This window comes from Sterolibacterium denitrificans (genome assembly GCF_900174485.1).
In the GTDB taxonomy this organism is placed as follows: Bacteria; Pseudomonadota; Gammaproteobacteria; order Burkholderiales; family Rhodocyclaceae; genus Sterolibacterium; species Sterolibacterium denitrificans.
The window spans coordinates 992,469-1,018,375 of record NZ_LT837803.1; the positions used below are offsets into that span (position 1 = coordinate 992,469).

Here is a 25,907-nt window from a genome sequence, read left to right on the forward strand (position 1 = left end):
CCTTGTGTATGGCATTCAGGCGCGCTTGACGTGCAGGCCGCATTCCTTGTTTTCCGGATCCTCCCACCACCAGCGGCCAGCCCGCACATCCTCGCCGACGCTGATGGCGCGGGTGCAAGGCGCGCAGCCGATGCTCGGATAATGCCTGTCGTGCAGGGCGTTGTAGGGCACGGCCTGGCTGCGGATGTAGGCCCAGATTTCCTTCTCGCTCCAGTCGGCGAGCGGGTTGAATTTTTCCAGTTTTTGGGCTTCATCGAACTGACGCAGCGGCAGGCTGTCCCGCGTTGCGGCCTGCTGGGCGCGCTGTCCGGTGATCCACGCGGTTTTGCCGGCCAGCGCGCGGCCGAGCGGTTCGACCTTGCGGATGTGGCAGCAGGCCTTGCGCAGTTCCACGGATTCGTAAAAGGCATTGATGCCGTGCGCGCGGGTCCAGGTTTCGATGAGGTCGTGTCGCGGGTAGTAGAGCTTCAGCTTGAGGCCGTAGCGTTTCTGCACTTCGGCCATCAAGTCGTAGGTTTCCGTCGGCAGGCGGCCGGTATCCAGCGAGAAGATTTCGATATCGAGCGTGTCGCGCAGGATCAGATCGGTCAGCACCATGTCCTCGGCGCCGAGGCTGCTGGCGAAGGCGACGGAATTGAAATCACGGACGATTTCGCCGAGCAGCGTCCGGGCTTCGGCTGTGCGGCGGGCAAGCGAGGTCTGCAATGCAGGATCGTTGAGATCGGGATGAATGTTCGGGTTCATGAGGCTTCAGGTGGCTTCAGGTGACAACGCGCCGGCGCAGATCCAGGCCGCTATCGGTGGAATATTGATAGGCGGCGTCGAAGTCCCCGAGGCTCTTCACTGCGGCTTCGATATCGTGGTCGGGACGAATGGCGAAGGCATCGAAGCCGACGCGGCGCTGGTAGAACAACTGGTCACGCTGCACGTCGCCAATCGCCCGCAGTTCGCCCCGGTAGCCATGGCGGTTGCGCAGCAGGTAGGCGGTCGAATAGCCGCGGCCATCGACGAATTTCGGAAAGTCGACGCCGATCACCGCGAAACGCTCGATATCGCCGGCAATCTCGGCGGGCTCATCGGTGGGCGAGAGCCAGATGCCGATCTGTTCCCCGGCTGCCTGGCGAGCCAGCAATTCCCCGCGGCGTGCCTGCCAGACGGGCATCGGCAACAGCAGCGGGCCGGCGGGAATGTCCAGTGTTTCGGCGGTTTCGCCTTCTGCCGGACGCAGGATCTGCCAATTGTCGTCGACGACCGCGCCATGCTTGATGATCCTAGCCATTTGCCACCTTCCTGTTCTGCGCGCCAGCCTGGGCGGCCTCGCCGTAGACGCGCGCCTTGAACGGCTCGATGCCGAGGCGATCGACGCTGTCGATGAAGCGCTCGCCTTCCAGGCGGTTTTCGACATAGACGTCGATGAGCTGTTCGATGACGCGCGGCACATCGACGGCAGCGAACGACGGGCCGAGGATGCTGCCCAGGCGCGTGTCATTGCCCTGGCGGCCGCCGATCGAGATCTGGTACCACTCCTCGCCTTTCTTGTCGACGCCGAGCACGCCGATGTTGCCGACATGGTGATGGCCGCAGGCATTCATGCAGCCGGAGATGTTCAGCGAAACCTCGCCGATGTCGTGCAGGTAATCGAGATCGCCCAGCCGTTCCTGCACCGCCAGGGCGATGGGCGTCGATTTGGCGTTGGCCAGCGCGCAAAGATCGCCGCCGGGGCAGCAGATGATGTCGGTGAGCAGGCCCACGGTCGGCGTGGCCAGCTTGTGGGCGCGCAGTTCCTGCCACAGGTCATGCAGCGCGTGCTTGGGAATGTCGGCGAGGATCACGTTCTGTTCATGCGAGACCCGCGCCTCGCCGAAGCTGTAGCGGTCGGCCAGATCGGCGACGAGCTCCATCTGCTCGGCAGAGATGTTGCCGGTGGGCTGGTCGTAGGATTTCAGCGAGACCGTGACGGCGGCATAGCCGGGTACCTTGTGGCCATGCACGTTGCGCTCCAGCCAGCGGGCGAAGGCCTTGTTCTGCTGGCGCTGCCGTTCGAGTTCCGGCGACTCGTCGGGCAGCGTCTCGTAGGGCGGCGGGACGAAGTGTCTGGCGATGCGTTCGACTTCGGCTTCGCTCAGCGTGGCCGGACCATCCTTGACATGCGCCCACTCCGCTTCCACCTGGCGGGCGAACTCTTCCGGCCCCAGCGCCTTGACGAGAATCTTGATGCGCGCCTTGAAGGAATTGTCGCGCCGGCCATAGCGGTTATAGACGCGCAGGATGGATTCCAGATAGGTGATCAGATGCTGCCAGGGCAGGAACTCACGGATCACGCTGCCGAGGATGGGTGTGCGCCCCAGGCCGCCGCCGACCAGCACGCGGAAGCCGGTGTTGCCCGCCGCATCCAGGCGCAGATCGAGGCCGATGTCATTCACCTGGATCACCGTGCGATCGGTGGCGGCGGCATTCACGGCAATCTTGAACTTGCGCGGCAGATAGGCGAATTCCGGATTGAAGGTGGACCACTGGCGGATCAGTTCGCACCAGGGGCGCGGATCGGCGATTTCGTCGTCCGCCACGCCGGCAAAATGATCCGTGGTGGTGTTGCGCACATCGTTGCCCGAGGTCTGGATCGCGTGCATCTGCACGGTCGCCAGTTCGGCCAGCACGGCCGGCGTCTGTTCCAGCGGAATCCAGTTGTACTGGCAGTTGTGGCGCGTGGTGAAATGCGCATAGCCGCGATCGTAGGTGCGGGCGATGTGGGCCAGCTTGCGCAATTGCCGGCTGCCGAGCATGCCGTAGGGCACGGCGATGCGGAACATCGGCGCGTGGCGCTGGATGTAGAGGCCATTCTGCAGGCGCAGCGGACGCAGATCGTCCATGCTCAGTTCGCCGGCGAAATGCCGCTGCATCTGGTCGGTGAACTGAGCGACGCGCTGGTCGATCATGGCTTGGTCGAAGGCATCGTATTGGTACATATGCGGATACTCCGGGATGGTGCTTGGGTGTATGTTCGTATTTACTGCGCGATCAGCTTGCCGCCGACGAGTACCAACATGCAGGCCAGGGTCGGGCGCAGGATTGTATCGGGAATGCGTGCCGCCAGATGGCTGCCCAGGTAGATGCCCGGCAGCGAGCCCACCAGCAATGCGCCCAGCAGCGACCAGTCGACGCTGCCATACCACCAGTGACCGAGGCCCGCGACCAGCGTGAGCGGCACGGCATGAACGATGTCGCTGCCCACGATACGCAGGGCAGACAGCTTGGGATACAGGAAGAACAGGGCCGTAACCCCCAGTGCGCCGGCGCCGACCGAGGAAATGGTGACCAGCGCGCCCAGCGCAAGCCCGGTGATGATCGTCAGGGTGGCCGTGCGACGCGGATTGGGTTCGGCCGGAAAGTGGGTCAGGGCAAAGGCCTGCAAATGGCGACGGAAAATCAGCGAGGCGGCGGTGAGCAGCAGGGCCACGCCCAGTGCGGCCGTAATCAGTTTGGTGGCGCCACCCAATCCGTCGGGGGCAAAGTGCGCGACCAGAGCCAGGGTCAGGATGGAGGCGGGTACGCTACCGGCCGCCAGCAGACCGACGATGCGCCAATCCACCGAGCCGCGTCGGGCGTGAACGATGCTGCCTCCCGACTTGGTGATGGCGGCATAGAGCAGGTCGGTGCCAACGGCGGTGGCCGGGTGGATGCCGAACAGCAGCACCAGCAACGGCGTCATCAGCGAGCCGCCGCCCACGCCCGTCAGACCGACGACGGCGCCGACGAAGAACCCGGCAAGGCTGTAGGAGAAGTCCATGATGAGGATGGGCGAGTGGGTACGGCGAAAGAGTAGCGCCGGAAACAGGGCAGAATGGCGAAGGGCTGCATCATATCGGCCACTGCTTAAAACTGTAAATACCTTATTTGCACAAATAAATAGCTTTGGGTTATAAATAACCCATGAACCTGCAACAGCTCCGCTACGCCCATGAAGTCGCCAAGCGTGGCCTCAATATCACCGAGGCCGCCGCAGCGCTGTATACCTCGCAGCCGGGCATCAGCAAGCAGATTCGTCTGCTGGAGGAGGAGCTGGGCGTCGATATTTTCGTGCGCCAGGGGCGGCGCCTGACCGACATCACCGCGCCGGGGCGGCAGATCCTCGACATCATCGAAGACGTACTCGGCGGCCTGGCTAATCTCAAGCAGGTGGGCGAGGAATACAGCCAGGCCGATAGCGGCACCCTGACCATCGCCACCACGCACACTCAGGCGCGCTATGCGCTGCCGCCGGTCATCCGGGCCTTCATGGCGCGCTATCCCGGCGTGCGTCTCGAATTGCACCAGGGCAATCCGACGCAGATCTGCGATTGGGTGATTGCCGGCAAGGCCGATTTGGCCATCGCCACCGAGGCCATTGCCGAACAGCACGAATTGGTGATGTTGCCCTGCCAGCAATGGAATCGTTGCGTCATCGCGCCGCCGGGGCATCCCATTCTCGAGGAACGGCCGCTGACCCTGGAGGCGATTGCCCGCTATCCGGTGGTGACCTACGACAGCGCATTTTCCGGCCGCAGCCAGATCAACAAGGCATTTGCTGCGCGCGATCTCAGTCCGAACGTGGTGCTGACCGCCATAGATGCCGATATCATCAAGACCTATGTCAGTCTCGGCCTGGGGATCGGCATCGTTGCCGCCATGGCCTATGACGCCAGCGCCGATACCGGCCTGCGCGCTGTCGATGCTTCCCATCTGTTCGAGTCGAGCATGACGCGCATCGGCATCCGGCGCAACGCCTGGCTGCGTGAATACGCCTATGTGTTCATCGAGCTGTTCGCCCCGCATCTGGCGCGTCCCCTGGTACAGGCGGCCTTGCAGGGCGACAGCAGGGTGGATCCGGGACTGTAGGCGCAAGTCGCAGGCGCGACTGCTGCTTCGTCAATCGTAGTTGTCGCTGCTCAGGGCTTGCTGCTGGCGGTCGAGGAATTCCTGCATGTTGTCGATGCCGCGGAATTGCAGGATGGTCGAGCGCACGGCGGCTTCGAGGAGCACGGCGAGGTTGCGGCCGGCCGCAACGGGAATGACGACCTTGCGTATCGGTATGCCGAGGATGGTTTCGGTCTGGGCGTCGAGCGGCAGACGGGTGGCCTCGGGAACGCCGGGCTGCAGTTTTTGCAAATGCACGATCAGCTTGAGTTTCATCTTGCGGCGACTGGCGGCTTCGCCAAAGATGGTGCGGATGTTCAGCAGGCCCAGGCCGCGCACTTCAAGAAAGTCGCGCAACAGCTCGGGACAGCGGCCTTCGAGCGAATCGGGCCCCAGGCGCGAGACTTCGACGACGTCGTCGGCGACCAGCCCGTGTCCGCGCGAGATCAGTTCCAGCCCCAGCTCGCTCTTGCCGACGCCGGATTCGCCGGTGATCAGCACGCCCATGCCGAGCACGTCCATGAACACGCCGTGCAGGGAGGCCGTTTCGGCGAGTTGGCGCGCCAGATAGAGGCGCAGCGAGTCGATGATCGTGGCAGCCGAAAGCGTGGTGGCGAACAGGGGGATGTTGCCGCGTTCGCACAAGTCACGCAGCATTTCCGGAATGTCGCAGCCGTCGGCGACGATCATGGCCGGCGGTCGGGCGGCAACGATCTCGACCATGTAATGATTGACCTTGTCCGCCTGGCGGCCGTGAGCCCAGCGGATTTCCGGGGTGCCGAGTACCTGGATGCGCCCCGGATGAATGAGGTTGAGATGGCCGACCAGATCGGCCGGCGAGACGTCCGGCTGCCTGACGCTGACGGCATCGTTCATGGATCCGCAGATCCATTCGAGATGCAGCCGCTCGCGATTCAGCTCAAACAGCTGGGCGACGATCAGCTGGGGCATCGGCCTGCCAGTTCAGAAAAAGATTGTGCACCGCCTGGGCATCGGCGGCAGCGGCCAACTGCTCGCGGGATTGGCGGTCGGAAAAAATCTGGGCCAGTTCGGAGAGCAATTGCAGATGGCGTTCGGTCGCGGCTTCGGGGACCAGCAGCACGAACAGCAGGGAGACCGGCTTGCCGTCCGGCGAGTCGAACTGCACCGGCGTGGCCAGGCGCAGGAAGCCGCCCAGCGCATCCTTGAGCCCCTTGATGCGGCCATGCGGGATGGCGATGCCCTGGCCCAGTCCGGTCGAGCCGAGCTTTTCGCGCGCGAACAGGGCGTCATACACCGTGCTGCGCGCGAGGCCGTGGCGGTTTTCGAACAATATTCCGGCCTGCTCGAAAACACGTTTCTTGCTGCCCGCTTCGAGGTCGAGCAGGATGTTTTCAGGCGGCAGGAGTCTGGCGATCTGGTTCATCGGTGACGAGAATGAGCCTTCGTCGGTCGAGGGATGCGAAGTATACCCCTGAATGACCGACGCGTTCTGGTTGTACCTGTCGGGTTGGCGAGTCGTTGGATCGACGACCGGATCAATCGACGATCTGGCGCTTCTGGCTTTCATGCGCGTGGTTGGAAATCTTTTCCTTGTGCTTGACGACCTGGCGATCGAGCTTGTCGACCAGCGTGTCGATGGCGGCATACAGATCGGCCTCGATACTGTCGGCGTGAATGTCCTTGCCCTTGAGGTGCATGGTGATTTCCGCCTTCTGCTGGAGCTTGTCGACGGAGAGGATGACGTTGACGCTGGTCACGTTGTCGAAATGGCGGATCACCCGTTCCAGCTTGGTTTTGACGTAGTCGTTGATGGCAGGGGTTACTTCGACGTTGCGGCCGGTGATATTGAGATTCATGGTGACTCCTTCCCTTGGCGGGTGACTGTGAATTGATGGAACGGGTGAGACAGGCAGGACATGAGGAGGTGCTGGGGTACTTTACAGGGACTTGCGCAGATTGACCGGCGGGATGTTGAGGCCCTCACGGTACTTGGCAATGGTCCGCCTGGCGACGACGATCCCCTGGCGACCGAGGATTTCGGTGATTTTGGCATCGGACAGCGGCTTGCGGCCATCTTCCTCGCTCACCAGTTGCTTGATGAGGGCGCGGATGGCGGTGGACGAGGCCGCGCCGCCGGCATCGGTGGCGACGTGGCTGCCGAAAAAATACTTGAGCTCGAAGATGCCGCGCGGCGTGGCCATGAATTTCTGCGTGGTCACGCGCGAGATGGTCGATTCATGCAGCCCCAGGGTATCGGCGATTTCCCGCAGCGTCAGCGGGCGCATGGCCACTTCGCCATGTTCGAGAAACTGCTGCTGGCGTTCGACGATGGCCTGCGAGACGCGCAGGATGGTGTCGAAGCGCTGTTTCACGTTCTTGATCAGCCATTTCGCTTCCTGCAACTGGCCGGACAGGCCGGCATGCGCAGTCCCGCTGCCGCGCTGCTGCTGCAGGATGTCGGCATACAGCCGGTTGATGCGCAGCAGCGGCATGGCGGCCTGGTTGAGGCTGACGAGCCAGTGGCCGCGCTGTTTGCGCACGACGACGTCGGGGAGGATGTAGCGCGTATCGAGTGGCGAATACTGTGCGCCGGGGCGAGGATTCAGGGAACGAATCAGGGCGTGGGCGGCGCGCAATTCGTCATCATTGCAGCGCAGGGCGCGCTTGAGCTTGGCGAAGTCGCGCGCGGCCAGCAGATCGAGGTGGCTGCGCACCAGCGTCAATGCCAGATTGCGCACGGGCGAGGGCGGCTGGTTTTCCAGTTGCAGCGCCAGACATTCCTGCGGGCTGCGGGCGCCGATACCGGGAGGATCGAGGCTCTGCAGGCGGCGCAGGGCGATATTGAGTTCCTCGAGCAGGGCTTCCCGGTCGCCATCTTCCGGTTTCGCCGCATCGCCGGGCAGACTGCCGAGCAGGACGTCGGCGAGTTCTTCCATCTCCTGTTCGAGATAACCGTCGTCATCGAGCGCCTCGACCAAAAAGCTGACCAGGCTGCGATCGTGCGCGTCGAGCTGCATCAGGCCCAGTTGGGCGCCCAGATGCTCGCGCAATGAAACCTCGGCGCTTTGCAGCTCGCTGTAATCCCCATCATCATCGTTGGCGTCGCGCGGCTGGCGGCTGCGCATCTCGCCGATCCAGTCGCTGTCATTGCCAGCGCCGTAGCCGTCGTCATAGGTATTGCCGGCGTCTGCCGCCCCATCGTTGGCATCGCTGGCATTGCCGGCGACGTTGGCAGGATCGGGGTTGGGGCAAGCCGCCGTATCGGCGGCTTGCGGCATGGTGAGCGCGTCCCTGGCCGGAACGAAGCTGCCTTCGTGCGGTTCGGCGAGTTCGAGCAGGGGATTGTCCTGCAGGAGCTGGTCGATTTCCTGATTCAACTCCTGCGTCGACAACTGCAATAGCCGGATCGACTGTTGCAATTGCGGGGTCAGCGCAAGATGTTGGGAAAGTCTGAGCTGGAGCGTCTGTTTCATGGTCAGGCGGTTGCTCGGCCTGGCGAAAATCACATGCGAAAGTTTTCGCCGAGGTAGATCTTGCGAACGCTCTCATTATAAATGATCTCGTCCGGCCTGCCCGAAGCCAGCACCTCGCCGGCATTGATGATGGTGGCGCGATCGCAGATGCCGAGCGTTTCACGCACATTGTGATCGGTGATGAGCACGCCGATGCCGCGCTCCTTGAGGAAACGGATGATTTTCTGGATGTCGATGACGGCAATCGGGTCGACCCCGGCAAAGGGTTCGTCGAGCAGGATGAAGCGCGGACTGCTGGCCAGGGCGCGGGCGATCTCGACGCGCCGGCGCTCGCCGCCGGACAGCGAGATCGACGGGTTGTTGCGCAGGTGGCTGATGTGCAATTCCTGCAGCAGGGCGTCGAGGCGATTTTCGATTTCATCCCTGCGCAACTTCTGCAATTCCAGCACGGCGCGGATGTTGTCGGCGACGTTGAGCTTGCGGAATACCGAGTTTTCCTGCGGCAGATAGGACAGGCCGAGCCGTGCGCGCCGGTGGATCGGCATGTGGGTGAGGTTGGCGCTGGCCTGTTTGCCATCCATGGCGCTGCCGTCGTCCGCGCTCTCCACGATGCGGATTTCGCCGCCATCCGCCGCCACCAGGCCGACGATCATGTAGAAGCAGGTGGTCTTGCCGGCGCCATTGGGGCCGAGCAGACCGATGACTTCGCCGCTGCCGACATCGAAGGAAACATCCTTGACGACACTGCGCGATTTGTATTGCTTGCGCAGGCCTTCCACCACCAGCCGGGTCATTCCTCTGTCTCCATGTCTTGCGCGTCTTGCGGCAGGTCGCTGGATTTCCCGAGTTCCCTGAGCAGCCTGCGGATGACGTCGACGGCGAAGCCGCGTCCTTGCAGGAACCGCGCCTGGCGTGCCCATTCGCGGGCATCGCGCGGCACGCTGTTGAATTTGCTGCGCCAGACGGCCGCAGCGCGTGTGCGTTCGTCCTCGATTTCTTCCTGCGCCAGGCTGGCGTCGATCAGCTCGGCATCGATACCGCGCATGCGCAGACTGTGGGCGAGCCGGCTCGCGCCGAAGCGGGCGGCATGGCCGCGCACGTAGGCCTGCGCTGCGCGCGTGTCGGAAAGCAGGCCTTGTCGTTCGAGCTGATCGAGCACCTTGTCGATATCCTCGGCGGTCGGCGGCGTTGGCGGTTGCGTCGTTGCCGTGTGGCCGGCCGGAGTTGCGCCTACGCCCATTCTTCCGGCTTTGGCCGCCAGTTTCCTTGCCAGTTCGGCGCGGCTGTGTTCACGCTGCGCCAGCAGTTTGATTGCCAGAGCCCGCAGTGTGACTTGCGGGCTCTGCGGCGGCGTCTTCATGACCGGCGATGCTATCGGCGCTCGTCTCCGGGCTTCATGTCTCGTCGGCCTTGGCCTTGGTCTTGCGTCCCTGGCCTTCGTCGGCGGCCGGTGCCAGCGCCGTTACCCCGACCGCCTCGCGCACGCGATTCTCGATTTCGCGGGCGATCTCGCCATGCTCCTTGAGATATTCGCGCGCATTGTCCTTGCCCTGGCCGATTTTCTCGCCCTTGTAGGAATACCAGGCGCCGGATTTTTCGACGATCTTGTGCTCGACGCCCAGGTCGATGATTTCACCAGCGCGCGAGATGCCTTCTCCGTACAGGATGTCGAAGTGAGCTTCGCGGAACGGAGGCGCAACCTTGTTCTTCACCACCTTGACGCGGGTTTCATTGCCGATCACCTCGTCACCCTTCTTGATTGCGCCGGTGCGGCGGATATCCAGACGCACCGAGGCATAGAACTTGAGGGCATTGCCGCCGGTGGTGGTCTCGGGGCTGCCGAACATGACGCCGATCTTCATGCGGATCTGGTTGATGAAGATCACCAGGGTATTGGTGCGCTTGATGTTGCCGGTCAGCTTCCTCAGCGCCTGGCTCATCAGGCGGGCCTGCAGGCCGGGGAGCTGGTCACCCATCTCGCCCTCGATTTCGGCGCGTGGCACCAGGGCGGCCACCGAGTCGATGACGACGATATCGACGCCGCCCGAGCGCACCAGCATGTCGGCGATTTCCAGCCCCTGCTCGCCGGTGTCGGGCTGGGAAATCAGCATGTCGCCGACATTCACGCCGAGCTTGCCGGCATAGACCGGATCGAGCGCGTTTTCGGCGTCGATGTAGGCGGCGGTGCCGCCGGCCTTCTGGATTTCGGCGACGACATGCAGACACAGGGTGGTCTTGCCGGAAGATTCCGGGCCGTAGATTTCCACCACCCGGCCGCGCGGCAGACCGCCGATGCCCAGTGCCAGGTCGAGGCCCAGCGAGCCGGTGGAGACGGTCTGCAGATCGTTCTCGATCTGTGATTCACCCATCTTCATGATCGAGCCCTTGCCGAACTGCTTTTCGATCTGGGCCAGGGCGGCCTGAAGCGCCTTGCTCTTGTTTTCGTCGATTGCCATTGTCATTTTCCTTCGTCAAAGTCTGTCTTGGATTATGGCACAGTTCCCCGGCTTTCCAGCCGCGTCAGCAGGCCGTTCAGGGCATGAATGGCCGCCTGCTGGCGCACCGCGCCGCGGTTGCCGGGGAAATGTCGCGTTTCTACGCTGATCGTGTCATCCGGCAGCCGCCAGGCGAAGCAGACGGTGCCTACCGGCTTGTCGATGGTGGCGCCCGCGGGGCCGGCAATGCCGCTGATGGCGATCGCCACCTGGGCATGGGCGCGGGCAATGGCGCCTGCCGCCATGGCACGCACGGTGGCCTCGCTGACTGCGCCCTGGCGTTCGAGAAGCGCTGCCGGGACGCCGAGCATTTCCTGCTTGGCGGCATTCGAATAGGTGACGAAGCCGCGCTCGAACCAGGCCGAACTGCCCGCCGTGGCCGTGACGGCTGCGGCCACCAGGCCGCCGGTACAGGATTCGGCGCAGGCGAGCCGCAGCTTGCGGGCGCTCAGGGCCGCGCCGACGGCCGCCGACAGTCGTTCGAGTTCGGTTTCCATGCTCAAGCTAGCGCCACCTTGGCCAGCAGGATGACTGCCAGCGTGTAAGCGGCGGCGACCACGTCGTCCATCATCACGCCGAAGCCGTTCTTCATGTGCCGGTCGAACCAGTTGGCCGGCGGCGGCTTGACGATGTCGAAGAAGCGGAACAGCAGGAAGGCGGCAAGTTGCCAGATGATGCCGGTCGGCGTCAGGAGCAGCACGCACCAGAACGGCACGATTTCATCCCAGACGATGGCGCCGTGGTCGGCCACGCCCAGCGCCTGGCCGGTGCGTTCGCAGGCCAGCACGCCATAGGCCAGGGCGAATGCGAGGCACAGGGCAAACGCGGTGGCGTCGGGCACGACCATGCGCAGCGCGGGATAGGTCAGCCAGGCGAACAAGGTGCCGACCGTGCCCGAGGCCCAGGGCGAAAGACCGCTGCCCAGGCCGCAGGCGATGAAATGGTGCGGCGAGCGGAACAGGAAGGGCCAGGGCGGGGGCGGATTTTTCTTGATCTTCATGTCTTTTTCTCTGCGGTGTCTGTGTCTGCGGTGGCGGGAGCGAAATGATCGTAGCCGCGCCGCGCCGGGCTCATCTCGCGGCCGTCGGCATCGAGCAGGTGGATCCGCCCGGCCGGGCCGGCGGCAACCGTGCCGATGCAGGTCAGCGGGATCTGCAACCGTGCGCCGAGCGCCAGGATGTCCTCATGGCGCGCCGCCGGGGCGGTGAAGGCCAGTTCGTAGTCGTCACCGCCGCCGAGCAGGCAGTCCGTTGCCAGTCGTGCATCGACGTCGTTGCCGCAGTACAGGACGGCAGCCGGCAGGCGGTCGAAATGCAGCGTGGCGGTTGCTTGCGAGCGTTCGAGGATGTGGCCGAGGTCGGCCAGCAGACCATCGGAAACGTCGATGGCCGCATGCGCCAACCCGTCCTGCGCCAGCGCGCGGCCGAGGGCGATGCGTGGCTGGGGCCGGTCGAGGGCGCGCAGGCAGGCGCTGCGCAGCGGTTCCATCAACCGACAGCGCGCCTGCCGTTGCGCCAGGCCCAGCGTGGCGAGGCCGAGCGTGCCGGAAATCCAGATCTCGTCGGCGGGCCGGGCGGCCGAGCGCAGCAGCGCCTGACCGGCGGGAATTTCGCCAAACAGGGTGACGTTGAAAGCCAGTGGGCCGCGCGTGGTGTCGCCGCCGATCAGGTCGACGGCGAACGTGTCGGCGCAGGCGAAAAAACCTTCGGCATAGGCGGCCAGCCAGGCTTCATCGGCGGCTTTGTCGGCCGGCAGGGCCAGGCTGAGCAAGGCCCAGCGCGGCAGCGCGCCCATGGCGGCGAGATCGGAAAGATTCACCGCCAGGGTCTTCCAGCCCAGATCCGCCGGATCGGCGTCGGGCAGGAAATGCGTGCCGGCGACCAGCATGTCGGTCGTCACCACGATTTCCATGCCGGGCGCGGGACGCACGATGGCGGCATCATCGCCGACGCCGAGCACGCTGTGCCGGGCAGGGCGTTTGAAATGGCGTTCGATCAGGGCAAATTCCGACGGCATGGGTTTTTGGAATCCAGGTGCCGGTAGAACGCGGGGCGCGCGAAGATCAGGGACAGGGAATCAAGGACGGGGCGCCTGCCGGGCTTCGTGCGGACGCAGTTCGGCGGCAAGCTTGTCGAGCACGCCGTTGACGAATTTGTGTCCGTCGGTGCCGCCGTAATCCTTGGCCAGATCGATGGCCTCGTTGAGGATGACGCGGTAGGGCGTTTCCGGGAAATGGCTGAACTCGCAGGCGGCCATCAGCAGGATGCCGCGCTCGATCGGCGAGACTTCAGGCCATGGCCGGTCGATGTGGGGCGCCAGTGCGGCTTGCAGACTGGCGGCATGGTCGAGCGTCTGGCCCAGCAGGGCGCGATACAGCGTCAGGTCGGCCTTGTCGAAATTGGTCACGCCCGCGGCGTGGCCTTCGATCGCGGCCTGATCCTGTCCGCCGACCAGGTGCTGGTACAGCCCCTGCAGGACGAACTCGCGGGCGCGGCGGCGCGGTTGCTTGGCGGCCATCTACTTCACCGCCCGCAGCAGATTGGCCATTTCGACGGCGGCCTGGGCGGCTTCGGCGCCCTTCACTGCCATGCGTGCCAGCGCCTGGTCGTCGTCCTCGGTGGTCAGCACCGCATTGGCGATGGGAATGCCGGTATTCAACTGGACATCGAGGATGCCGCGCGCCGATTCGTTGGAAACCACTTCGAAATGATAGGTCTCGCCACGGATCACGCAGCCGATGGCAACCAGCGCATGGTAGCGGCCGCTTTGCGCCATGGTCTGCAGCACCAGCGGCAGCTCCAGCGCGCCGGGCACGCTGGCGAGGGTGACGGCGGCAGCATCCACGCCCAGACGAATCAACTCATCCACGCAGGCTTTGCGCAGGCCGTCACCGATTTCCGGATTGAAGCGGCTGATGACGATGCCGACGCGCAGCCCGGCGCCGGTAAGATCGGGTTCGATTGCGGTGATTTGTTGCGAGAATGACATGGCCTGTCCCAATGAATTCTGAATCCGGTGCTCTGGTGCGTCTGTCCCGCGTGAATTCCCGCTTGCGCGGGAATGGCTGCGGGCTGTCTGGGTGCGTCAGCTGCGCGTGCCGTCCGGCGCCAGATAGCCGCAGACTTCGAGGCCGAAGCCGGTCATGCTGGGCATCTTGCGCGGGCTGGACATCAGGCGCATTTTGCCGACGCCCAGGTCGAGCAGGATCTGCGCGCCGATGCCGTAGATGCGTGGATCCCATTTGACTGCCGGGCGATCGGCCGGCGCTTCCGGGCGCAGCGCAGCGAGCAGTTCCTGGCCGCAGTCCTGGTCCTGGCGTCGGTGCAGCAGAACGATCACGCCGCTGCCCGCAGCGGCGATGGTTTGCAGCGACTGATCGATGCTGAAACCCGGACGCGGGCTTTTGCAGTCGAGAAAATCGAGTAGCGAGGCGGACTCCTGAACCCGTACCAGCGTTTCGCCGTCGCGGTGGATTTCACCGAAAGTCAGCGTCAGGTGCATATCGCCCGTGGTCTTGTCTTCAAAGGCCGCCAACTGGAAGCGGCCGTGGTGGTTGAGGACTTCCTTCTCGGCAACGCGCTCGACCAGTTTTTCGGTCTCGCTGCGATAGTGGATCAGGTCGGCGATGGTGCCGATCTTCAGTCCATGTTCCCTGGCGAATTCGATCAGATCGGGCAGCCGCGCCATGCTGCCGTCTTCCTTGAGGATTTCGCAGATCACGGCCGCCGGTTCGCACCCGGCGATGTGGGCCAGGTCGCAGCCGGCTTCGGTGTGGCCGGCGCGCACCAGCACGCCGCCGGGCTTGGCCGTGATGGGGAAGATATGGCCGGGCTGGACGATGTCGCTGGCCTTGGCGTTTCTGGCTACCGCTGCCTGCACGGTGCGCGCCCGATCATGGGCCGAGATGCCGGTGGTCACGCCTTCGGCGGCTTCGATGGAAACGGTGAAGGCAGTCGAGAACTGGCTGCGGTTGTCGCGCGCCATCGGGGCAAGGCCCAACTGCTGGCAGCGCGCCTCGGTCAGCGTCAGGCAGACCAGCCCACGGCCGAAACGGGCCATGAAATTGATGACTTCGGGCGTGACGTGCTCGGCGGCGATCACCAGATCGCCTTCGTTCTCGCGGTCTTCCTCGTCGACGAGGACCACCATCTTGCCGGCGCGGATGTCGGCGATAATCTCTTTGATCGGGCTGACGCTCATGGCGGTTCGGGTTGGCTGGTCAAATCGAGCGGGAAAAGTGGGGTATTGTAATCGTTTCAGGCAGGGCCGTCTGCCGGCAGCAGGCGGCAAGCCGTACTGCAACTGGAGGAGAGCGCGATGAATTTCGGTGCGGATGATGCCTACTACGCCGCCCTGGCGGGCTTGCTGTTGCTGGGCGTGTTTACGTTTTACGGCACGGTCAAGAACCTGAGTCCTTACGGCCGGCTGCGTGAAGGCGGCAGGGGCGCAACGGAGGCAACGGATGCGACGCTGCCTTCGCCGCTGGCCTGGCTGCTCTTCGAGAGCCCACAGTTGTTCGCTTTCGCCGCCACCTTCTGGCTGCTGGCCGACCATCACTCGGCCACGGCCCTGCTGCTGTTCGCCCTCTGGCAGTCGCACTACCTGTATCGCGGCTTCATCTATCCGCTGCGCCGCAACGACAAAGGCAAGCGCTTTCCGCTGCTGAACGTGATCTTCGGTTTTCTCTTCAACCTGATGAACGGCTACGCCAATGGCTACGCCGTCAGCCACGCCGAGCATCTGGCGAGCAACGACTGGCTGACCACGCCCTGGTTCCTCATCGGCCTGCTGGTTGCCGGGGTGGGCTGGTGGATCAATTTCGATGCCGACAACCGCCTCATTGCCCTGCGCAGCGACGGTTCAAGCGGCTACAAGATCCCGCAGGGCGGCGGCTTCCGCCATGTCTCCGCGGCCAATTACTTCGGTGAAATCCTGCTCTGGAGCGGCTGGGCGCTGATGAGCCTGACCTGGGCCGGGCTGGTCTTCGTGCTGTTCACCCTGGCCAACCTGGTGCCACGCGCACTGGCCAGCCATCGCTGGTATCGCGAGAAATTTCCGGATTATCCGCCCGAGCGCCGGGCGATCATTCCCTATCTGCTATAGGCGACAGAAGGGACCCGGCTTCAGGGTTCATGCGCCGGCAGTTTCCATGCGCTCGACGTAGCGGGCGATCAGGTCGATTTCCAGATTCACCCGGCTGCCCGGCTGGAGATGGCGCAAGGTGGTGACGGCGACGGTGTGCGGAATCAGGTTGATGGAAAAATCCGCGCCGCCGCCGTCAAGCGCGCCGACATCCGTCACGCTGTTGGTGGTCAGGCTGACGCCATTCACCGCAATCGAGCCTTTTCGCGCGATGTAGCGGGCCAGCGCCTGGGGCGCGCGGATCACCAGCAGATGAGACTCGCCGATGGCCTCGAAACGCTGTACCGTGCCCACGCCATCGACGTGGCCGCTGACCAGATGGCCGCCGAGGCGGTCGGCCAGGCGCAGGGCCTTTTCCAGGTTGACTTCGTTCAGGCCGTCCAGGCCGGTGGTGCAATCCAGCGTCTCGCGCGAGACATCGACCTTGTAGCTGCCCGCGCCTTTTTCGATCACCGTCAGGCAGACGCCGTCATGGGCGATGGAATCTCCCAGCGCGACATCCGACAGGTCCAGGCCGGGTGCCGCCACGGTCAGGCGCAGGCCGGCGGCCAGCGGTTCGCTGTGGGTGATTTTGCCGAGAGCGGCGACGATGCCTGTAAACATGGTGAAAGGCCGGACGTTGGGGACTAGGAATGAGGCGGCGAATTTTACAGGGCTTGCTCCAGCGTCTGGCGGAAGCCGGCCGGCGCGACGAAGCCGATGGTGCGCAGATCCGCCAGCTCTTTACCCTGGGCATCGAAGAAAATGATGCCCGGCGGGCCGAACAGTTCGAAGCGTTGCAGCAGCGCGCGGTCGTCCGCGCTGTCGGCGGTGACGTCCACGCGCAGCAGCAGCATCCGGTTCATCAGGGCAGCCACGCTGGGCTCGGCGAAAGTCTGGCGTTCCATCTGCTTGCAGGAAATGCACCAATCGGCATAGAAGTCGAGCAGCACCGGGCGGTCGAGATTCTCCAGGCGCGCTTCGAGTTCGGCGAGCGTACGGATGCGCTCGAAGCGCAGCTCGCCGGCGGGCGCGCCGAACGTACCACGCGCCTGCGCCGAGGCCGACGCGCTGCGCAGGAATTCCAGCGGCTGCAGCGGATCGCGGCTGCCGCCCAGCGCGCCGATCAGCAGTGCCGCGCCCATCAGCAACGAGATCACTCCCAGCCCCTTGCCGAAGCGTTGCCAGCCATGGGCATCGGCCGGCAAGGGATCGAGCGCGTGCAGGTAGATGGCCGGCAGGATCAGCAAGGCTGCCCAGCCCAGCATTTGCACGACGACCGGAATCAGCGGTGAAATCAGCCACAGCGCGACCGCCAGCAACAGCACGCCGAAGAAGCGATTCACCGCGTTCATCCACGGCCCCGGCCTGGGCAGCAGATGGCGGGTCGATGCGCCGATCAGCAGCAGCGGCAGGCCCATGCCGATACCCATGGCAAACAGGGCCAGGCCGCCGAGCGTGGCATCGCCCGTATGCGCGATATACAGCAGGGCGCCGGCCAGCGGGGCGGCGACGCAGGGACCGACGATGGCCGCCGAGATCGCCCCCATCCAGAACACCCCATGCAGACTGCCGCGCGGCTGGCGATTGGCCTCATCGCGGAAACGGCCTTGCAGAAAGCTGGGCATCTGCAGTTCATAGAGACCGAACATCGCCAGGGCCAACACCACGAAAATCAACGCGCCGGCGCCGAGGAACCAGGCGTTCTGCAGCGCGGCGGAAATCAGCGTGCCCGACAGCCCCGCCGCCACGCCGACGATGGCATACACCAGCGCCATCCCCAGCACATAGGCCAGCGACAGGCTGAAGGCGCGTCCCCGGCCAATGTGGTGGCCATGACCGACGATGATGCCGGAGAGGATGGGAATCATCGGGAACATGCAGGGCGTGAATGACAGCGCCAGTCCGGAGCCGAAGAAAAACAGCAGCGCGGCCCCCAGGCTGGCGTCCTTGAGCAGACGGGCGATGCGCGAACTTTCATCGGCGCGTTCAATGGAGGCAGGAGCGGAGGCTGCGCCGGCGCCGGCGCCGGTTGCCGGCGAGGTGGCGAGGTTGGCGTCCGGCGCCACGCTCATCTGCGGCTGTTCACGGGCGAACCAGTCGAGCGGGTTCAGGCTCGGCTTGCCGGCGGAACTGCTGCCTTCCACTGGCGCCGTTGTCGCGCCGGCGCCGGATAGCTGTACCACGGCCTGCTGCGCGAGCGGCGGATAGCAGACGCCCATGTCGGCACAGCCTTGCGAACGCACCTTCAGCGTGACGGCGGAGAGGTTGCCGGAGACTTCGAGCGGCAGGCGGATGGCGACTTCGCCGCGATAGATTTCCACCCGGCCGAAGTTGTCGTCATCGGTGAATTTCCCCGGCGGGAGTTGCGGCGTGCCGAGTTTGGCCTCTGCCGGTTCCACCTCGAAGCGGAACCTGTCGCGATACATGTAGTACTCATCGGCAATCTGCCAGCGCGCTTCCAGCGTATGCGCATCGAGCGCGCGCGCGGAAAACTGGAAGGCGCGCTCCGGCGCCAGCAGCGCCCCCACCGCGCTGGCGGAATTCGTCAGCCAGAAAAGCGCCAGCAACAGGGCGGGCAAAAGTCGGTTCAACATGATGGCGTGTCGGATGGTGTGGTTTCAGCAGCAACCCAGCTCAAGTAAGCCGGCAGGCCCGCAACCAATGGGACTGCCACGATTTCGGGAAGTTCATACGGATGGTTTGTCCGGATCGCCGCTTCCAGCGCCGCGTAGCGCGCCGTCGTCGTCTTGATCAGCAGCGGAATTTCGCTGGCTTCTTCGACCGCGCCTTGCCAATGATAGACCGAGCGGCAAGGCGCAAGCACATTGACGCAGGCGGCCAGCCGCTGTTCGACGAGCAGCGTGGCGAGCACCCGGGCGGCGGCCTCGTCCGGCAGATTGGTCAGCACGACCAGGGTGTCGCAGGTGGCGTCGAGGCTCATCGCGCGATTCTACCGCGGCCGTGGCGTGCCGGTTTTGGTGTTCGGATGCGGGCGCCAATCTCAGAACGGCTCCAGGCGCCATCGTATCGCCGAAACCGGGATGATTTCAGATGAGATCAGGCGGTTCGCTGCTTCGTTATCCAGGGATATGCAATCAACTTGGGCGGCTCCATGTGAAAATGGCAACCGGTCACGGCTGTACGACTGGGCTTGGGGTTTTTAACTGGTTGGCAAAAAACAATTTTTCCAAACGAGAGCAGAGTGCCTGTACTGCAGAAAATATCGACAGAGGACGTTAATGCGCCCTTGATAACCGTCATCGTTGCTGTTTATGACGGTGCGGCAACACTGCAGCGTTGCCTGGACAGTGTCGCGCTTCAGACGTATCCGCACAGGGAATTGATCATCGTGGACGGCGGTTCGCAAGACGGCACGGTTGATCTGCTCGGAAACAACGGAAAGAAAATCAAATGGTGGATTTCCGAACCTGACAAGGGTATCTATGACGCCTGGAACAAGGGTTTGGCTCAAGCAAAGGGCGAGTGGATTTGTTTTCTGGGCGCGGACGATTATTTCTGGGGAGCAGACGTCCTGGAGCGGATGGCAGGGAGGCTGTCTGCATTGCCTGCAGACGTCAATGTGGCCTACGGCCAGGTCATGTTGCTCGGTCTGGAAGGACAGTCGCTGTACGCTGTCGGAAAGCCTTGGCCAGAGATCCGTGAGCGTTTCCAGCAGGTCATGTGCATTCCTCACCCAGGGGCAATGCATCGACGCAGGTTGTTTGAGCGGCACGGCGTTTTTGATCCCTCATTTCACATCTCTGGCGATTACGAGTTGCTATTGCGTGAACTGGGTAGCGGTGGCGAGGCTGTTTTCCTTCCCGGCATCATTACCGCTGGCATGGCGCAAGATGGGGTTAGCAGTCATCCACAAAATTCCTGGATTTCGCTGAACGAAACGCGGCGGGCGCAGAAGATGCATGGCCTGCCTTTCGCGGGTTGGATATGGTTGATGGAGATGTCGCGCCTCTATATCCGCTATTCCATATGGAAATTGTTTGGCGAATATCGGGCACGCCGCCTGCTTGATCTTGGCCGCCGCCTCAGGGGTTTGCCGCCCTATTGGACGCGTACTTGAGATGAATGAAGGCTATGCGGGTGAATGAGCTGTCTTCATTGTTTTCCACTCCTTGAGTCTGCGACATGATAGGTGTCCGTGCGCGCGGTGAGTTGTTCTGGGTGGCTCTGGGCCAGGGTTGCACGCTGCTGCTGGGGGTGTTGACTCTGAAGTTGCTGACGGTACTGCTGGGGCCTGAAGAGTACGGCAGTTTTGTCTTGGCGCTGAGTATCGCCGTGATCTTCGTTTCAGTAGTGGAGGTGATTCTCCGGAGTTCTCAACGCTTTGAAGCAATCCTCCTGGAGGATAATGGTGGCATCTAAGGAAAGATGGCGCGCGGGTTGGATATCAGTTTGCATGTACCTGTTACGTCAGTGCCCCAATTTAAGCAACAGCGCAAAATGTTCCAGCGTCTGATTCAAGGATACGAAGACCAAAAGGCACGAATCCACCGACTGTCTCGAGAAGGGGGCTGGATTGTCGCCGGCCAGGCCGCAAGTGTGCTGGGGGCATTGGTTCTGGTGCGCATGCTCACCGCTTATCTTGATCCCGCTGAATATGGCCAGCTTGCTTTAGGTCTGACGATGGCAACCTTGGTCAATCAGGTCGTCATGGGCGGCCTCATTGCCGGTATCGGACGCTTCTATTCCATTGCGACGGAAAAAGGTGATCTCTGGGGTTACCTGCGTGCAGCGCGACGTATGCTTCTCGTTGCTACGGTCGTGGTGGTGGGGCTTGGTACCATTCTCATTGGCGCGTTAGCGGTAGCTAATATGCATCATTGGTTGTGGTTGGTGACTGCCATCTTGGTTTTATCTATTGTTTCCAGCTATAACAGCGCCTTGACCGGAGTTCAAAACGCTGCGCGCCAGCGGGCTATTGTTGCTCTGCATGGCGGCATGGACGCCTGGCTCAAGATTGGTTTGGTGGTTGGCGTCATGCTCTGGCTGGGTACAGATAGTGCCGCTGTCGCTGTAGGATATGCGCTGTCTGCATTTATAGTCACTGTGTCTCAATTTATCTTTTTCAAACGGCTCATTGCCAAACAAGGTGCATCAAATACTCATGCATCGAGTGAAAATTGGACAGGGCAGATGTGGTTGTTTTCCTGGCCTTTTTCTGTCTGGGGCATTTTTACTTGGGGCCAGCAAGCTTCCGAGCGCTGGGCACTGGAAAGATTTGCGTCCACTTCTGATGTTGGACAATATACAGTTGTTTTTCAGCTCGGATACATGCCTATAACAATACTGTTGGGTTTAATGATGATGCTTATCGGTCCAATCCTGTATCAGCGTTCGGGAGATACAAGCGATTTGATTCGGAATGCGTCTGTACAGAATATCGCATGGAAAGTCACAAAATTCAGCATTACTTTGACGATCTTTGGATTCCTGGCTGCATCGCTATGGCACAAGTGGATTTTCCATTGGCTGGTTGCCGAACCTTTTCGAGAAAGCTCTTTTTTGCTTCCCTGGGTCATGCTGGCCGGTGGGATTTTTTCTTCAGGCCAGATACTTGCTCTAAAAATGATGTCAGAACTCCGGCCCAAGTTATTACTGGTTGCCAAGGTTGCAACGGCAGTACTTGGTATTGTGGCTAATATCGTTGGGGCATGGTTGTATGGTACGGAAGGAGTGGTTGGTGCAAGTTTGTTTTTTTCAGTTAGCTACTTCTGCTGGGTAGCATTTTTAGCCAATCTGCCACCCCAGAAGCAGTTGGTATAGGGAGAAAATATGGTTGAGCTTCAATCATGGGTAAAGGATATCTTTGCCCATCCTGTAACAAAGCGGCCTGCGAGTCCTGAATTATTTCAGGGTGTTGGTGGTGTTATAGATGCAAGGGTGTTCTTGAAAAATACCCAGGGTTATAGCGTATGGGAAGAAGGACAGGTAGGGTATGAAGGGCTGATGAAGAAAGATAGAACCAGTGTGGAAGGCTATAAGGCAGAAATAGGCTATGATCAGCCTGTCTATCAGCACTATAGCCTGCAGGGCCGCATTCTCGATTGTGGCGGAGGAGCAGGTACTGTACGAGAATTTCTGTCTGATGATGTTGAGTTTATTTCAACTGACCCCTGGCTGCACGCACCCTTTGCCAGTAGTTCGGAGCGCAAAGCGGCATATTCCTGCTTAAATCAACCACTGAACTTCATAGCGGCTACCGCAGAATTCCAGCCTTTTCTGGCTGAGTCTTTTGATTGGGTGCATATGCGCTCAATGATTGACCATGTGCAAGTGCCAGACCTGGCCATACTTGAAGCGAAACGAGTGCTGAAGAAAGGTGGCTGTATTTTGATTGGCCTGTCTGTGGAAGGTGGCAAGAGTGGAGTGGTTACATTAAAGGAACACGCAAAGCACTGGGTTAAGGCTGGCTTGTCATCAATTGGAATTGATCGGTGGGAAGACCATCATGTGTGGCATCCCACTTATAAAGAGTTATTGAAATTGATAACAGATAATGGTTTTTTTGTTGAAGACACTTATTGGCAGCCTCACTGGAACGATACTGTCTGTTATATTTGTGCTCTAAAACCAGATAAATAATGGTAGGTTGGTTGCTGTAATAAATGAAGGTGGCTACATGGTTTTCATAAGGTTAATAGATTGATTTTTACGGGAGGTGAAATGGAGTCACACACTCCGGAAATTATTACTGAGGAGGCTTGAAATGGGCCTTGGGCAGAAGATAATTGAAGCTATCGAGGGTTTTCGCGACTCTCAGAGAAAAAAGCAGCCTGGTGTAGTTGGTCAGTTTTGGCGTGATGGAGGGAAGCAGCTTTTATATGATTTGCCTATTGTACCTGGAGGAATGGTAATAGATGCAGGCGGCTATAAGGGTGAGTGGTCTATAGGTATGGTCTCCCGCTATGGATGCAGAAGCTGGATATTTGAGCCTGCACCTGTATTTTTCCAATATTGCCAGGAGTATTTTGGAAAAAATGCCTTGGTTGAGGTTCATAAAGCAGCCCTTGGAGGAGAGAATAGAAAAGCAGCATTTAGCTTTTTTGATAATGGAACTTCCGAGTATGGAGCTGGTAATTCACAATGCTTTGAAGTGGATGTTATTGATGTTGCAAGGGTATTTGATGAGGCAGGTACGAGTATTGCATGCCTGAAACTAAATATTGAGGGAGGGGAATATGAAGTTCTGGAGAGGCTCCTTGAGACCAACCATATTTTGCTATGTGATAGTTTGTTGATTCAATTTCATCGACAGCCTGCTGGCTATAAGGAAAGCTACGAAAATATAGTTGCTGCACTCCAGAAAACCCATGTTCGAGTCTGGTGTTACGAGATGGTTTGGGAGAAGTGGATACGTAAGGATATCCAATAAGCCCTAGGAAGACACTGATTTATTCGGAATTCGTCATTGCGAGCGTAGCGATTGATCCTCGCTTGCCGGTTTCGCAAGGCACGAAGACCTCGGACATGGTCAAGGCGATACGGGACCGGTTGATCCCATCACAACATGCGTGGCGCACACTCTGCCCGTCGCGGTATCTGCACTTCCAGCGTTGCCGCCCGCCGCGACATGTGGGTGTGGTCCGGCTTGCTTCGACCGGTCGGAGGTGAAGGCGTCCAGTTCTCGACAATGCTCGCTTCGTCAAACCGGAGTTGTCAGGTTGCCTCGATTGGCCAGAGTACGGTCGTACTCCGCCCAGTTCTTCACTTGGTAGTGGCATTTCGGCTTCGTTGTGTCCTCGTCGGTCTTGATCTTCGCTGCCATCTGGCCTCCTCGTCTTCATCGAATCCCTGCCAGTCGGCAGGTTATGGCACTATATTGCGCCAATGCCGATCCTGAGGGTGGATTTCATGTGGATATTGGCTTGGATTGCGCAGCGGAACTGGTGGTTCAGGAAGGCTGTCTCGATTATGCGCTTGGGTGCGTTGTGTTCTGTGCCCTCATGAAGCGAACTGAACGGAGCGGATGGTGATGCGTCTGGATTGGATTTTTTATCGACTTGCCGACAAGCTCTTTGGACAAGCGGAAACCGAAGGGCGTCGTGCGTATTCGCAATGTGGCGAAGATCTGATTGTGCGCAACATATTTGACGCCCTGAAAATTCCTGCACCGAGTTATCTCGATATCGGTGCTCACCATCCTTACCGCTTGAGTAACACCTATCTGTTTTATTCGACCGGGTCGCATGGGGTGAATATCGAACCCGATCCTGAGTTGTATGAGCATTTCCACAAGGCGAGGCCGCGAGATACAAACCTGAATATTGGGATTGGCGAACGTTCCGACATGCTCAGGTTTTTTGTCATGAACCCAAGAGCGTTGAATACCTTCTCGCCGGATGAAGCAGAAAAGCTGGTGAAGGAAGGGTTCAGAATCGAACGGGAGCAGGAGATACAGGTGCTCCCGGTGAATTCAATTCTGGAGGAGTATTTTTGCGAGGCTGCACCGGATTTCGTGTCCATCGATGTCGAGGGACTCGATTTGCAGGTTTTGCAAGGCTTCGATTTCACGCGTTGGCGTCCCAAGGTTTTTTGCGTTGAGACCATTACTTACTCCAGCCAGCGGGCAGGGAAGAAAATCCCGGAGATTGCCGAGTTGCTTCATGGCAATGATTATTTTTCCTACGCGGATACCTGGATCAATACGCTGTTCGTCGACCGCCGGATCTGGTAGGACGCCTGATCATCCGGTATGAGAATCCTGTGCGTCTTTGGCCACCATAACTATGGTGATCCCCAACGCGGTGAAGGCTATGAATACTGCAACTTCCTGCCTGCCCTGCGTGCCTTGGGGCATGAGGTTGAGCATTTCGAATCCTTGGATCGTGACGCCTGGAGCGATTTCCCCGAATTGAATCGCAAGTTGCTGGAGAAGGTGGAATCCTTTCGCCCCGACGTGCTGTTTTGTGTGCCGATGCACTATGAGGTCTGGCTGGAAACACTTTCACTTGTTCGTGAAAGCGGCGTTTTTGTTGTGAATTGGGGAACCGATGATTCATGGAAGTATGCGCAGTTTTCGCGTTACATCGCCCCGGCGGTTGATCTGTGTGCGAGCACCTCTCACGAGGCTTTTGCCTCGGCGCGCCGGGAGGGACTGAATTCATTCTGGCTCACGCAATGGGCAGCCAGCGGGAGCCGTACCCTGGAGCCTTTGCCTGCCAGCAAGTGCCGTTATGACGTGAGTTTCGTCGGCTCGGCTTACGGCAATCGCCTGCAATGGGTCGAACGGCTGGCGCGTCGAGGCATTGCCGTGGAATGTTTCGGCCATGGCTGGGCCAACGGCCCGGTGGATGCCGAGCGTATCCCGCAGATTTATCGTGAGTCAGTCATCAGCCTCAATTTCGGGGATTCTGGCGTGCACTGGCGCGGTCTTCGGCCGTATCGCAGCCGGCAGATCAAGGCGCGCGTTTTTGAAGTGCCGGCGGCAGGCGGTTGTCTGCTGACCGAACGGGCGGATCATCTCGATGAATACTATCGCCGTGGTGAGGAAGTCCTGACTTTCGAGGGTGAGGATGATCTGGTCTGGCAGATTCAGGCCCTGCTGAACGATCCTCAGCGTCGTGATGCGCTGGCCTGGGCGGGTTATCGCAGGACACTGGCAGAGCATCTCTACGAAACGCGCTTCAATGATTTGCTATCCATTTTGCTGCAGCGGTCTCAAGGAGAGGGCGGTGCGAACAGGACGCACAGACCCATCGCCTGGCCCGAGTTTGAGCGTGCCGTTGCCTTGCATCGCCCGGCTCCGATGCTACGTGATTTTTTGGCCTGGCCTTTCCGCATGATCTGGGGCGAGCGACGCGGGCCACGCGCGGCGCGACGCTTGTTGTTCGAGCTGAGTTGGCGGTTGGCGGGGCGTCGTACCTATACCTCGTCCGGCTGGCCGGGCCGCTTGTTTTATCGCGAGAGCTGATGGATGAGTGAG

The 25,907-nt window shown here is 61.0% G+C and carries 30 protein-coding genes; 9 read left to right on the forward strand and 21 right to left on the reverse strand.

What is annotated here, in order from left to right; genetic code table 11:
* Positions 1-15 precede the first annotated feature (15 nt).
* From SDENCHOL_RS04565 to SDENCHOL_RS04580, 4 genes are read right to left on the reverse strand one after another with little or no spacing between them, the layout of a single operon-like run.
* Positions 16-744 carry a phosphoadenylyl-sulfate reductase gene (locus SDENCHOL_RS04565; protein WP_154716157.1) on the reverse strand — a complete coding sequence of 243 codons (729 nt, stop codon included), beginning with the start codon at positions 742-744 and terminating at the stop codon, positions 16-18.
* A gap of 16 nt (positions 745-760) precedes the next feature.
* A complete protein-coding gene (locus tag SDENCHOL_RS04570) occupies positions 761-1,279 on the reverse strand; it encodes a DUF934 domain-containing protein (RefSeq protein WP_154716158.1) in 519 nt (172 codons plus the stop codon).
* Positions 1,272-2,966 (reverse strand): nitrite/sulfite reductase, encoded by a 1,695-nt coding sequence (locus SDENCHOL_RS04575; protein WP_154716159.1) that lies wholly within the window; start codon positions 2,964-2,966, stop codon positions 1,272-1,274. The genes SDENCHOL_RS04570 and SDENCHOL_RS04575 overlap by 8 nt, the downstream gene beginning before the upstream one ends.
* 41 nt (positions 2,967-3,007) lie before the next feature.
* On the reverse strand, positions 3,008-3,787 hold the full coding sequence (locus SDENCHOL_RS04580) for a sulfite exporter TauE/SafE family protein (protein WP_154716160.1): 780 nt from the start codon (positions 3,785-3,787) through the stop codon (positions 3,008-3,010).
* Between the two features lie 143 nt (positions 3,788-3,930).
* Between SDENCHOL_RS04580 and cysB the strand changes: the two genes are divergently transcribed.
* A complete protein-coding gene (cysB, locus tag SDENCHOL_RS04585; protein ID WP_154716161.1) occupies positions 3,931-4,875 on the forward strand; it encodes an HTH-type transcriptional regulator CysB in 945 nt (314 codons plus the stop codon).
* A gap of 30 nt (positions 4,876-4,905) precedes the next feature.
* On the opposite strand, the gene hprK is transcribed toward cysB, so the two are convergent.
* The 13 genes from hprK to ribBA all read right to left on the reverse strand — a co-directional run bounded on the left by hprK (position 4,906) and on the right by ribBA (position 15,043).
* Positions 4,906-5,844 (reverse strand): HPr(Ser) kinase/phosphatase, encoded by a 939-nt coding sequence (gene hprK / locus SDENCHOL_RS04590; protein ID WP_154716162.1) that lies wholly within the window; start codon positions 5,842-5,844, stop codon positions 4,906-4,908.
* Positions 5,813-6,298, reverse strand: a complete 486-nt coding sequence (ptsN, locus tag SDENCHOL_RS04595) for a PTS IIA-like nitrogen regulatory protein PtsN (protein ID WP_154717349.1) — start codon at positions 6,296-6,298, stop codon at positions 5,813-5,815. The genes hprK and ptsN overlap by 32 nt, the downstream gene beginning before the upstream one ends.
* Positions 6,299-6,410: 112 nt before the next feature.
* Positions 6,411-6,731 (reverse strand): ribosome hibernation-promoting factor, HPF/YfiA family, encoded by a 321-nt coding sequence (gene hpf / locus SDENCHOL_RS04600; RefSeq protein ID WP_154716163.1) that lies wholly within the window; start codon positions 6,729-6,731, stop codon positions 6,411-6,413.
* 81 nt (positions 6,732-6,812) lie between these two features.
* Positions 6,813-8,348 carry an RNA polymerase factor sigma-54 gene (locus SDENCHOL_RS04605; protein ID WP_154716164.1) on the reverse strand — a complete coding sequence of 512 codons (1,536 nt, stop codon included), beginning with the start codon at positions 8,346-8,348 and terminating at the stop codon, positions 6,813-6,815.
* Positions 8,349-8,377: 29 nt separating this feature from the next.
* Positions 8,378-9,142 (reverse strand): LPS export ABC transporter ATP-binding protein, encoded by a 765-nt coding sequence (gene lptB, locus SDENCHOL_RS04610; RefSeq protein ID WP_154716165.1) that lies wholly within the window; start codon positions 9,140-9,142, stop codon positions 8,378-8,380.
* Positions 9,139-9,708, reverse strand: a complete 570-nt coding sequence (locus SDENCHOL_RS04615) for a regulatory protein RecX (protein ID WP_154716166.1) — start codon at positions 9,706-9,708, stop codon at positions 9,139-9,141. The genes lptB and SDENCHOL_RS04615 overlap by 4 nt, the downstream gene beginning before the upstream one ends.
* Before the next feature lie 34 nt (positions 9,709-9,742).
* Complete coding sequence (gene recA, locus SDENCHOL_RS04620; protein ID WP_154717350.1) at positions 9,743-10,798, reverse strand: recombinase RecA; 1,056 nt, start codon at positions 10,796-10,798, stop codon at positions 9,743-9,745.
* 38 nt (positions 10,799-10,836) lie between these two features.
* Positions 10,837-11,340 (reverse strand): CinA family protein, encoded by a 504-nt coding sequence (locus SDENCHOL_RS04625; protein WP_154717351.1) that lies wholly within the window; start codon positions 11,338-11,340, stop codon positions 10,837-10,839.
* Positions 11,341-11,342: 2 nt separating this feature from the next.
* A complete protein-coding gene (locus SDENCHOL_RS04630) occupies positions 11,343-11,843 on the reverse strand; it encodes a phosphatidylglycerophosphatase A (RefSeq protein WP_154716167.1) in 501 nt (166 codons plus the stop codon).
* On the reverse strand, positions 11,840-12,859 hold the full coding sequence (gene thiL / locus SDENCHOL_RS04635; RefSeq protein ID WP_154716168.1) for a thiamine-phosphate kinase: 1,020 nt from the start codon (positions 12,857-12,859) through the stop codon (positions 11,840-11,842). The genes SDENCHOL_RS04630 and thiL overlap by 4 nt, the downstream gene beginning before the upstream one ends.
* A gap of 60 nt (positions 12,860-12,919) precedes the next feature.
* Positions 12,920-13,360 (reverse strand): transcription antitermination factor NusB, encoded by a 441-nt coding sequence (nusB, locus tag SDENCHOL_RS04640; RefSeq protein ID WP_154716169.1) that lies wholly within the window; start codon positions 13,358-13,360, stop codon positions 12,920-12,922.
* A complete protein-coding gene (ribH, locus tag SDENCHOL_RS04645; protein ID WP_154716170.1) occupies positions 13,361-13,831 on the reverse strand; it encodes a 6,7-dimethyl-8-ribityllumazine synthase in 471 nt (156 codons plus the stop codon).
* A 96-nt stretch (positions 13,832-13,927) separates the two neighbouring features.
* Positions 13,928-15,043, reverse strand: coding sequence for a bifunctional 3,4-dihydroxy-2-butanone-4-phosphate synthase/GTP cyclohydrolase II (gene ribBA / locus SDENCHOL_RS04650; RefSeq protein ID WP_154716171.1), 1,116 nt, complete (start codon positions 15,041-15,043; stop codon positions 13,928-13,930).
* A gap of 117 nt (positions 15,044-15,160) precedes the next feature.
* Between ribBA and SDENCHOL_RS04655 the strand changes: the two genes are divergently transcribed.
* Positions 15,161-15,946 carry a DUF1295 domain-containing protein gene (locus tag SDENCHOL_RS04655; RefSeq protein WP_154716172.1) on the forward strand — a complete coding sequence of 262 codons (786 nt, stop codon included), beginning with the start codon at positions 15,161-15,163 and terminating at the stop codon, positions 15,944-15,946.
* A gap of 27 nt (positions 15,947-15,973) precedes the next feature.
* Here SDENCHOL_RS04655 and SDENCHOL_RS04660 read toward each other — a convergent pair whose 3' ends face one another.
* Genes SDENCHOL_RS04660 through cutA form a run of 3 tightly spaced genes read right to left on the reverse strand, consistent with a single transcriptional unit; the run spans position 15,974 to position 18,908 of the window.
* The gene (locus SDENCHOL_RS04660; RefSeq protein ID WP_154716173.1) at positions 15,974-16,588 is read right to left on the reverse strand and encodes a riboflavin synthase; all 615 of its coding nucleotides are present in this window, start codon (positions 16,586-16,588) and stop codon (positions 15,974-15,976) included.
* Positions 16,589-16,632: 44 nt separating this feature from the next.
* Positions 16,633-18,561 (reverse strand): protein-disulfide reductase DsbD, encoded by a 1,929-nt coding sequence (dsbD, locus tag SDENCHOL_RS04665; protein WP_197706844.1) that lies wholly within the window; start codon positions 18,559-18,561, stop codon positions 16,633-16,635.
* Entirely contained in the window at positions 18,555-18,908 is a 354-nt protein-coding gene (gene cutA / locus SDENCHOL_RS04670) for a divalent-cation tolerance protein CutA (protein ID WP_154716174.1), read from the reverse strand. The genes dsbD and cutA overlap by 7 nt, the downstream gene beginning before the upstream one ends.
* Before the next feature lie 261 nt (positions 18,909-19,169).
* Here cutA and SDENCHOL_RS04675 point away from each other — a divergent pair, with 261 nt between their 5' ends.
* From SDENCHOL_RS04675 to SDENCHOL_RS04695, 5 genes are all read left to right on the forward strand, one after another.
* On the forward strand, positions 19,170-20,045 hold the full coding sequence (locus tag SDENCHOL_RS04675) for a glycosyltransferase family 2 protein (protein ID WP_172954991.1): 876 nt from the start codon (positions 19,170-19,172) through the stop codon (positions 20,043-20,045).
* Between the two features lie 65 nt (positions 20,046-20,110).
* On the forward strand, positions 20,111-20,347 hold the full coding sequence (locus SDENCHOL_RS04680; RefSeq protein WP_154716176.1) for an oligosaccharide flippase family protein: 237 nt from the start codon (positions 20,111-20,113) through the stop codon (positions 20,345-20,347).
* 78 nt (positions 20,348-20,425) lie between these two features.
* Positions 20,426-21,748 (forward strand): lipopolysaccharide biosynthesis protein, encoded by a 1,323-nt coding sequence (locus tag SDENCHOL_RS04685; RefSeq protein WP_172954992.1) that lies wholly within the window; start codon positions 20,426-20,428, stop codon positions 21,746-21,748.
* A gap of 9 nt (positions 21,749-21,757) precedes the next feature.
* The gene (locus SDENCHOL_RS04690; protein WP_154716178.1) at positions 21,758-22,567 is read left to right on the forward strand and encodes a class I SAM-dependent methyltransferase; all 810 of its coding nucleotides are present in this window, start codon (positions 21,758-21,760) and stop codon (positions 22,565-22,567) included.
* Between the two features lie 124 nt (positions 22,568-22,691).
* On the forward strand, positions 22,692-23,357 hold the full coding sequence (locus SDENCHOL_RS04695) for an FkbM family methyltransferase (RefSeq protein ID WP_154716179.1): 666 nt from the start codon (positions 22,692-22,694) through the stop codon (positions 23,355-23,357).
* A gap of 270 nt (positions 23,358-23,627) precedes the next feature.
* On the opposite strand, the gene SDENCHOL_RS14605 is transcribed toward SDENCHOL_RS04695, so the two are convergent.
* Entirely contained in the window at positions 23,628-23,750 is a 123-nt protein-coding gene (locus SDENCHOL_RS14605; protein ID WP_269458627.1) for a hypothetical protein, read from the reverse strand.
* Positions 23,751-23,951: 201 nt separating this feature from the next.
* Between SDENCHOL_RS14605 and SDENCHOL_RS04700 the strand changes: the two genes are divergently transcribed.
* A complete protein-coding gene (locus SDENCHOL_RS04700) occupies positions 23,952-24,659 on the forward strand; it encodes an FkbM family methyltransferase (RefSeq protein WP_197706845.1) in 708 nt (235 codons plus the stop codon).
* A gap of 144 nt (positions 24,660-24,803) precedes the next feature.
* Positions 24,804-25,895: a CgeB family protein gene (locus SDENCHOL_RS04705; RefSeq protein ID WP_231912908.1), complete on the forward strand. Its 1,092-nt coding sequence runs from the start codon at positions 24,804-24,806 to the stop codon at positions 25,893-25,895.
* The last annotated feature ends 12 nt before the right edge of the window (positions 25,896-25,907 follow it).

Excerpts from the sequence above, each read along its gene's own strand:
- SDENCHOL_RS04565 (WP_154716157.1), bottom strand. The coding sequence starts at position 744 with ATGAACCCGAACATTCATCCCGATCTCAACGATCCTGCATTGCAGACC.
- SDENCHOL_RS04570 (WP_154716158.1), bottom strand. The coding sequence starts at position 1,279 with ATGGCTAGGATCATCAAGCATGGCGCGGTCGTCGACGACAATTGGCAG.
- SDENCHOL_RS04575 (WP_154716159.1), bottom strand. The coding sequence starts at position 2,966 with ATGTACCAATACGATGCCTTCGACCAAGCCATGATCGACCAGCGCGTC.
- SDENCHOL_RS04580 (WP_154716160.1), bottom strand. The coding sequence starts at position 3,787 with ATGGACTTCTCCTACAGCCTTGCCGGGTTCTTCGTCGGCGCCGTCGTC.
- cysB (WP_154716161.1), top strand. The coding sequence starts at position 3,931 with ATGAACCTGCAACAGCTCCGCTACGCCCATGAAGTCGCCAAGCGTGGC.
- hprK (WP_154716162.1), bottom strand. The coding sequence starts at position 5,844 with ATGCCCCAGCTGATCGTCGCCCAGCTGTTTGAGCTGAATCGCGAGCGG.
- ptsN (WP_154717349.1), bottom strand. The coding sequence starts at position 6,298 with ATGAACCAGATCGCCAGACTCCTGCCGCCTGAAAACATCCTGCTCGAC.
- hpf (WP_154716163.1), bottom strand. The coding sequence starts at position 6,731 with ATGAATCTCAATATCACCGGCCGCAACGTCGAAGTAACCCCTGCCATC.
- SDENCHOL_RS04605 (WP_154716164.1), bottom strand. The coding sequence starts at position 8,348 with ATGAAACAGACGCTCCAGCTCAGACTTTCCCAACATCTTGCGCTGACC.
- lptB (WP_154716165.1), bottom strand. The coding sequence starts at position 9,142 with ATGACCCGGCTGGTGGTGGAAGGCCTGCGCAAGCAATACAAATCGCGC.
- SDENCHOL_RS04615 (WP_154716166.1), bottom strand. The coding sequence starts at position 9,708 with ATGAAGACGCCGCCGCAGAGCCCGCAAGTCACACTGCGGGCTCTGGCA.
- SDENCHOL_RS04625 (WP_154717351.1), bottom strand. The coding sequence starts at position 11,340 with ATGGAAACCGAACTCGAACGACTGTCGGCGGCCGTCGGCGCGGCCCTG.
- SDENCHOL_RS04630 (WP_154716167.1), bottom strand. The coding sequence starts at position 11,843 with ATGAAGATCAAGAAAAATCCGCCCCCGCCCTGGCCCTTCCTGTTCCGC.
- thiL (WP_154716168.1), bottom strand. The coding sequence starts at position 12,859 with ATGCCGTCGGAATTTGCCCTGATCGAACGCCATTTCAAACGCCCTGCC.
- nusB (WP_154716169.1), bottom strand. The coding sequence starts at position 13,360 with ATGGCCGCCAAGCAACCGCGCCGCCGCGCCCGCGAGTTCGTCCTGCAG.
- ribH (WP_154716170.1), bottom strand. The coding sequence starts at position 13,831 with ATGTCATTCTCGCAACAAATCACCGCAATCGAACCCGATCTTACCGGC.
- ribBA (WP_154716171.1), bottom strand. The coding sequence starts at position 15,043 with ATGAGCGTCAGCCCGATCAAAGAGATTATCGCCGACATCCGCGCCGGC.
- SDENCHOL_RS04655 (WP_154716172.1), top strand. The coding sequence starts at position 15,161 with ATGAATTTCGGTGCGGATGATGCCTACTACGCCGCCCTGGCGGGCTTG.
- SDENCHOL_RS04660 (WP_154716173.1), bottom strand. The coding sequence starts at position 16,588 with ATGTTTACAGGCATCGTCGCCGCTCTCGGCAAAATCACCCACAGCGAA.
- dsbD (WP_197706844.1), bottom strand. The coding sequence starts at position 18,561 with ATGTTGAACCGACTTTTGCCCGCCCTGTTGCTGGCGCTTTTCTGGCTG.
- cutA (WP_154716174.1), bottom strand. The coding sequence starts at position 18,908 with ATGAGCCTCGACGCCACCTGCGACACCCTGGTCGTGCTGACCAATCTG.
- SDENCHOL_RS04680 (WP_154716176.1), top strand. The coding sequence starts at position 20,111 with ATGATAGGTGTCCGTGCGCGCGGTGAGTTGTTCTGGGTGGCTCTGGGC.
- SDENCHOL_RS04685 (WP_172954992.1), top strand. The coding sequence starts at position 20,426 with ATGTTCCAGCGTCTGATTCAAGGATACGAAGACCAAAAGGCACGAATC.
- SDENCHOL_RS04690 (WP_154716178.1), top strand. The coding sequence starts at position 21,758 with ATGGTTGAGCTTCAATCATGGGTAAAGGATATCTTTGCCCATCCTGTA.
- SDENCHOL_RS04695 (WP_154716179.1), top strand. The coding sequence starts at position 22,692 with ATGGGCCTTGGGCAGAAGATAATTGAAGCTATCGAGGGTTTTCGCGAC.
- SDENCHOL_RS14605 (WP_269458627.1), bottom strand. The coding sequence starts at position 23,750 with ATGGCAGCGAAGATCAAGACCGACGAGGACACAACGAAGCCGAAATGC.
- SDENCHOL_RS04700 (WP_197706845.1), top strand. The coding sequence starts at position 23,952 with ATGGTGATGCGTCTGGATTGGATTTTTTATCGACTTGCCGACAAGCTC.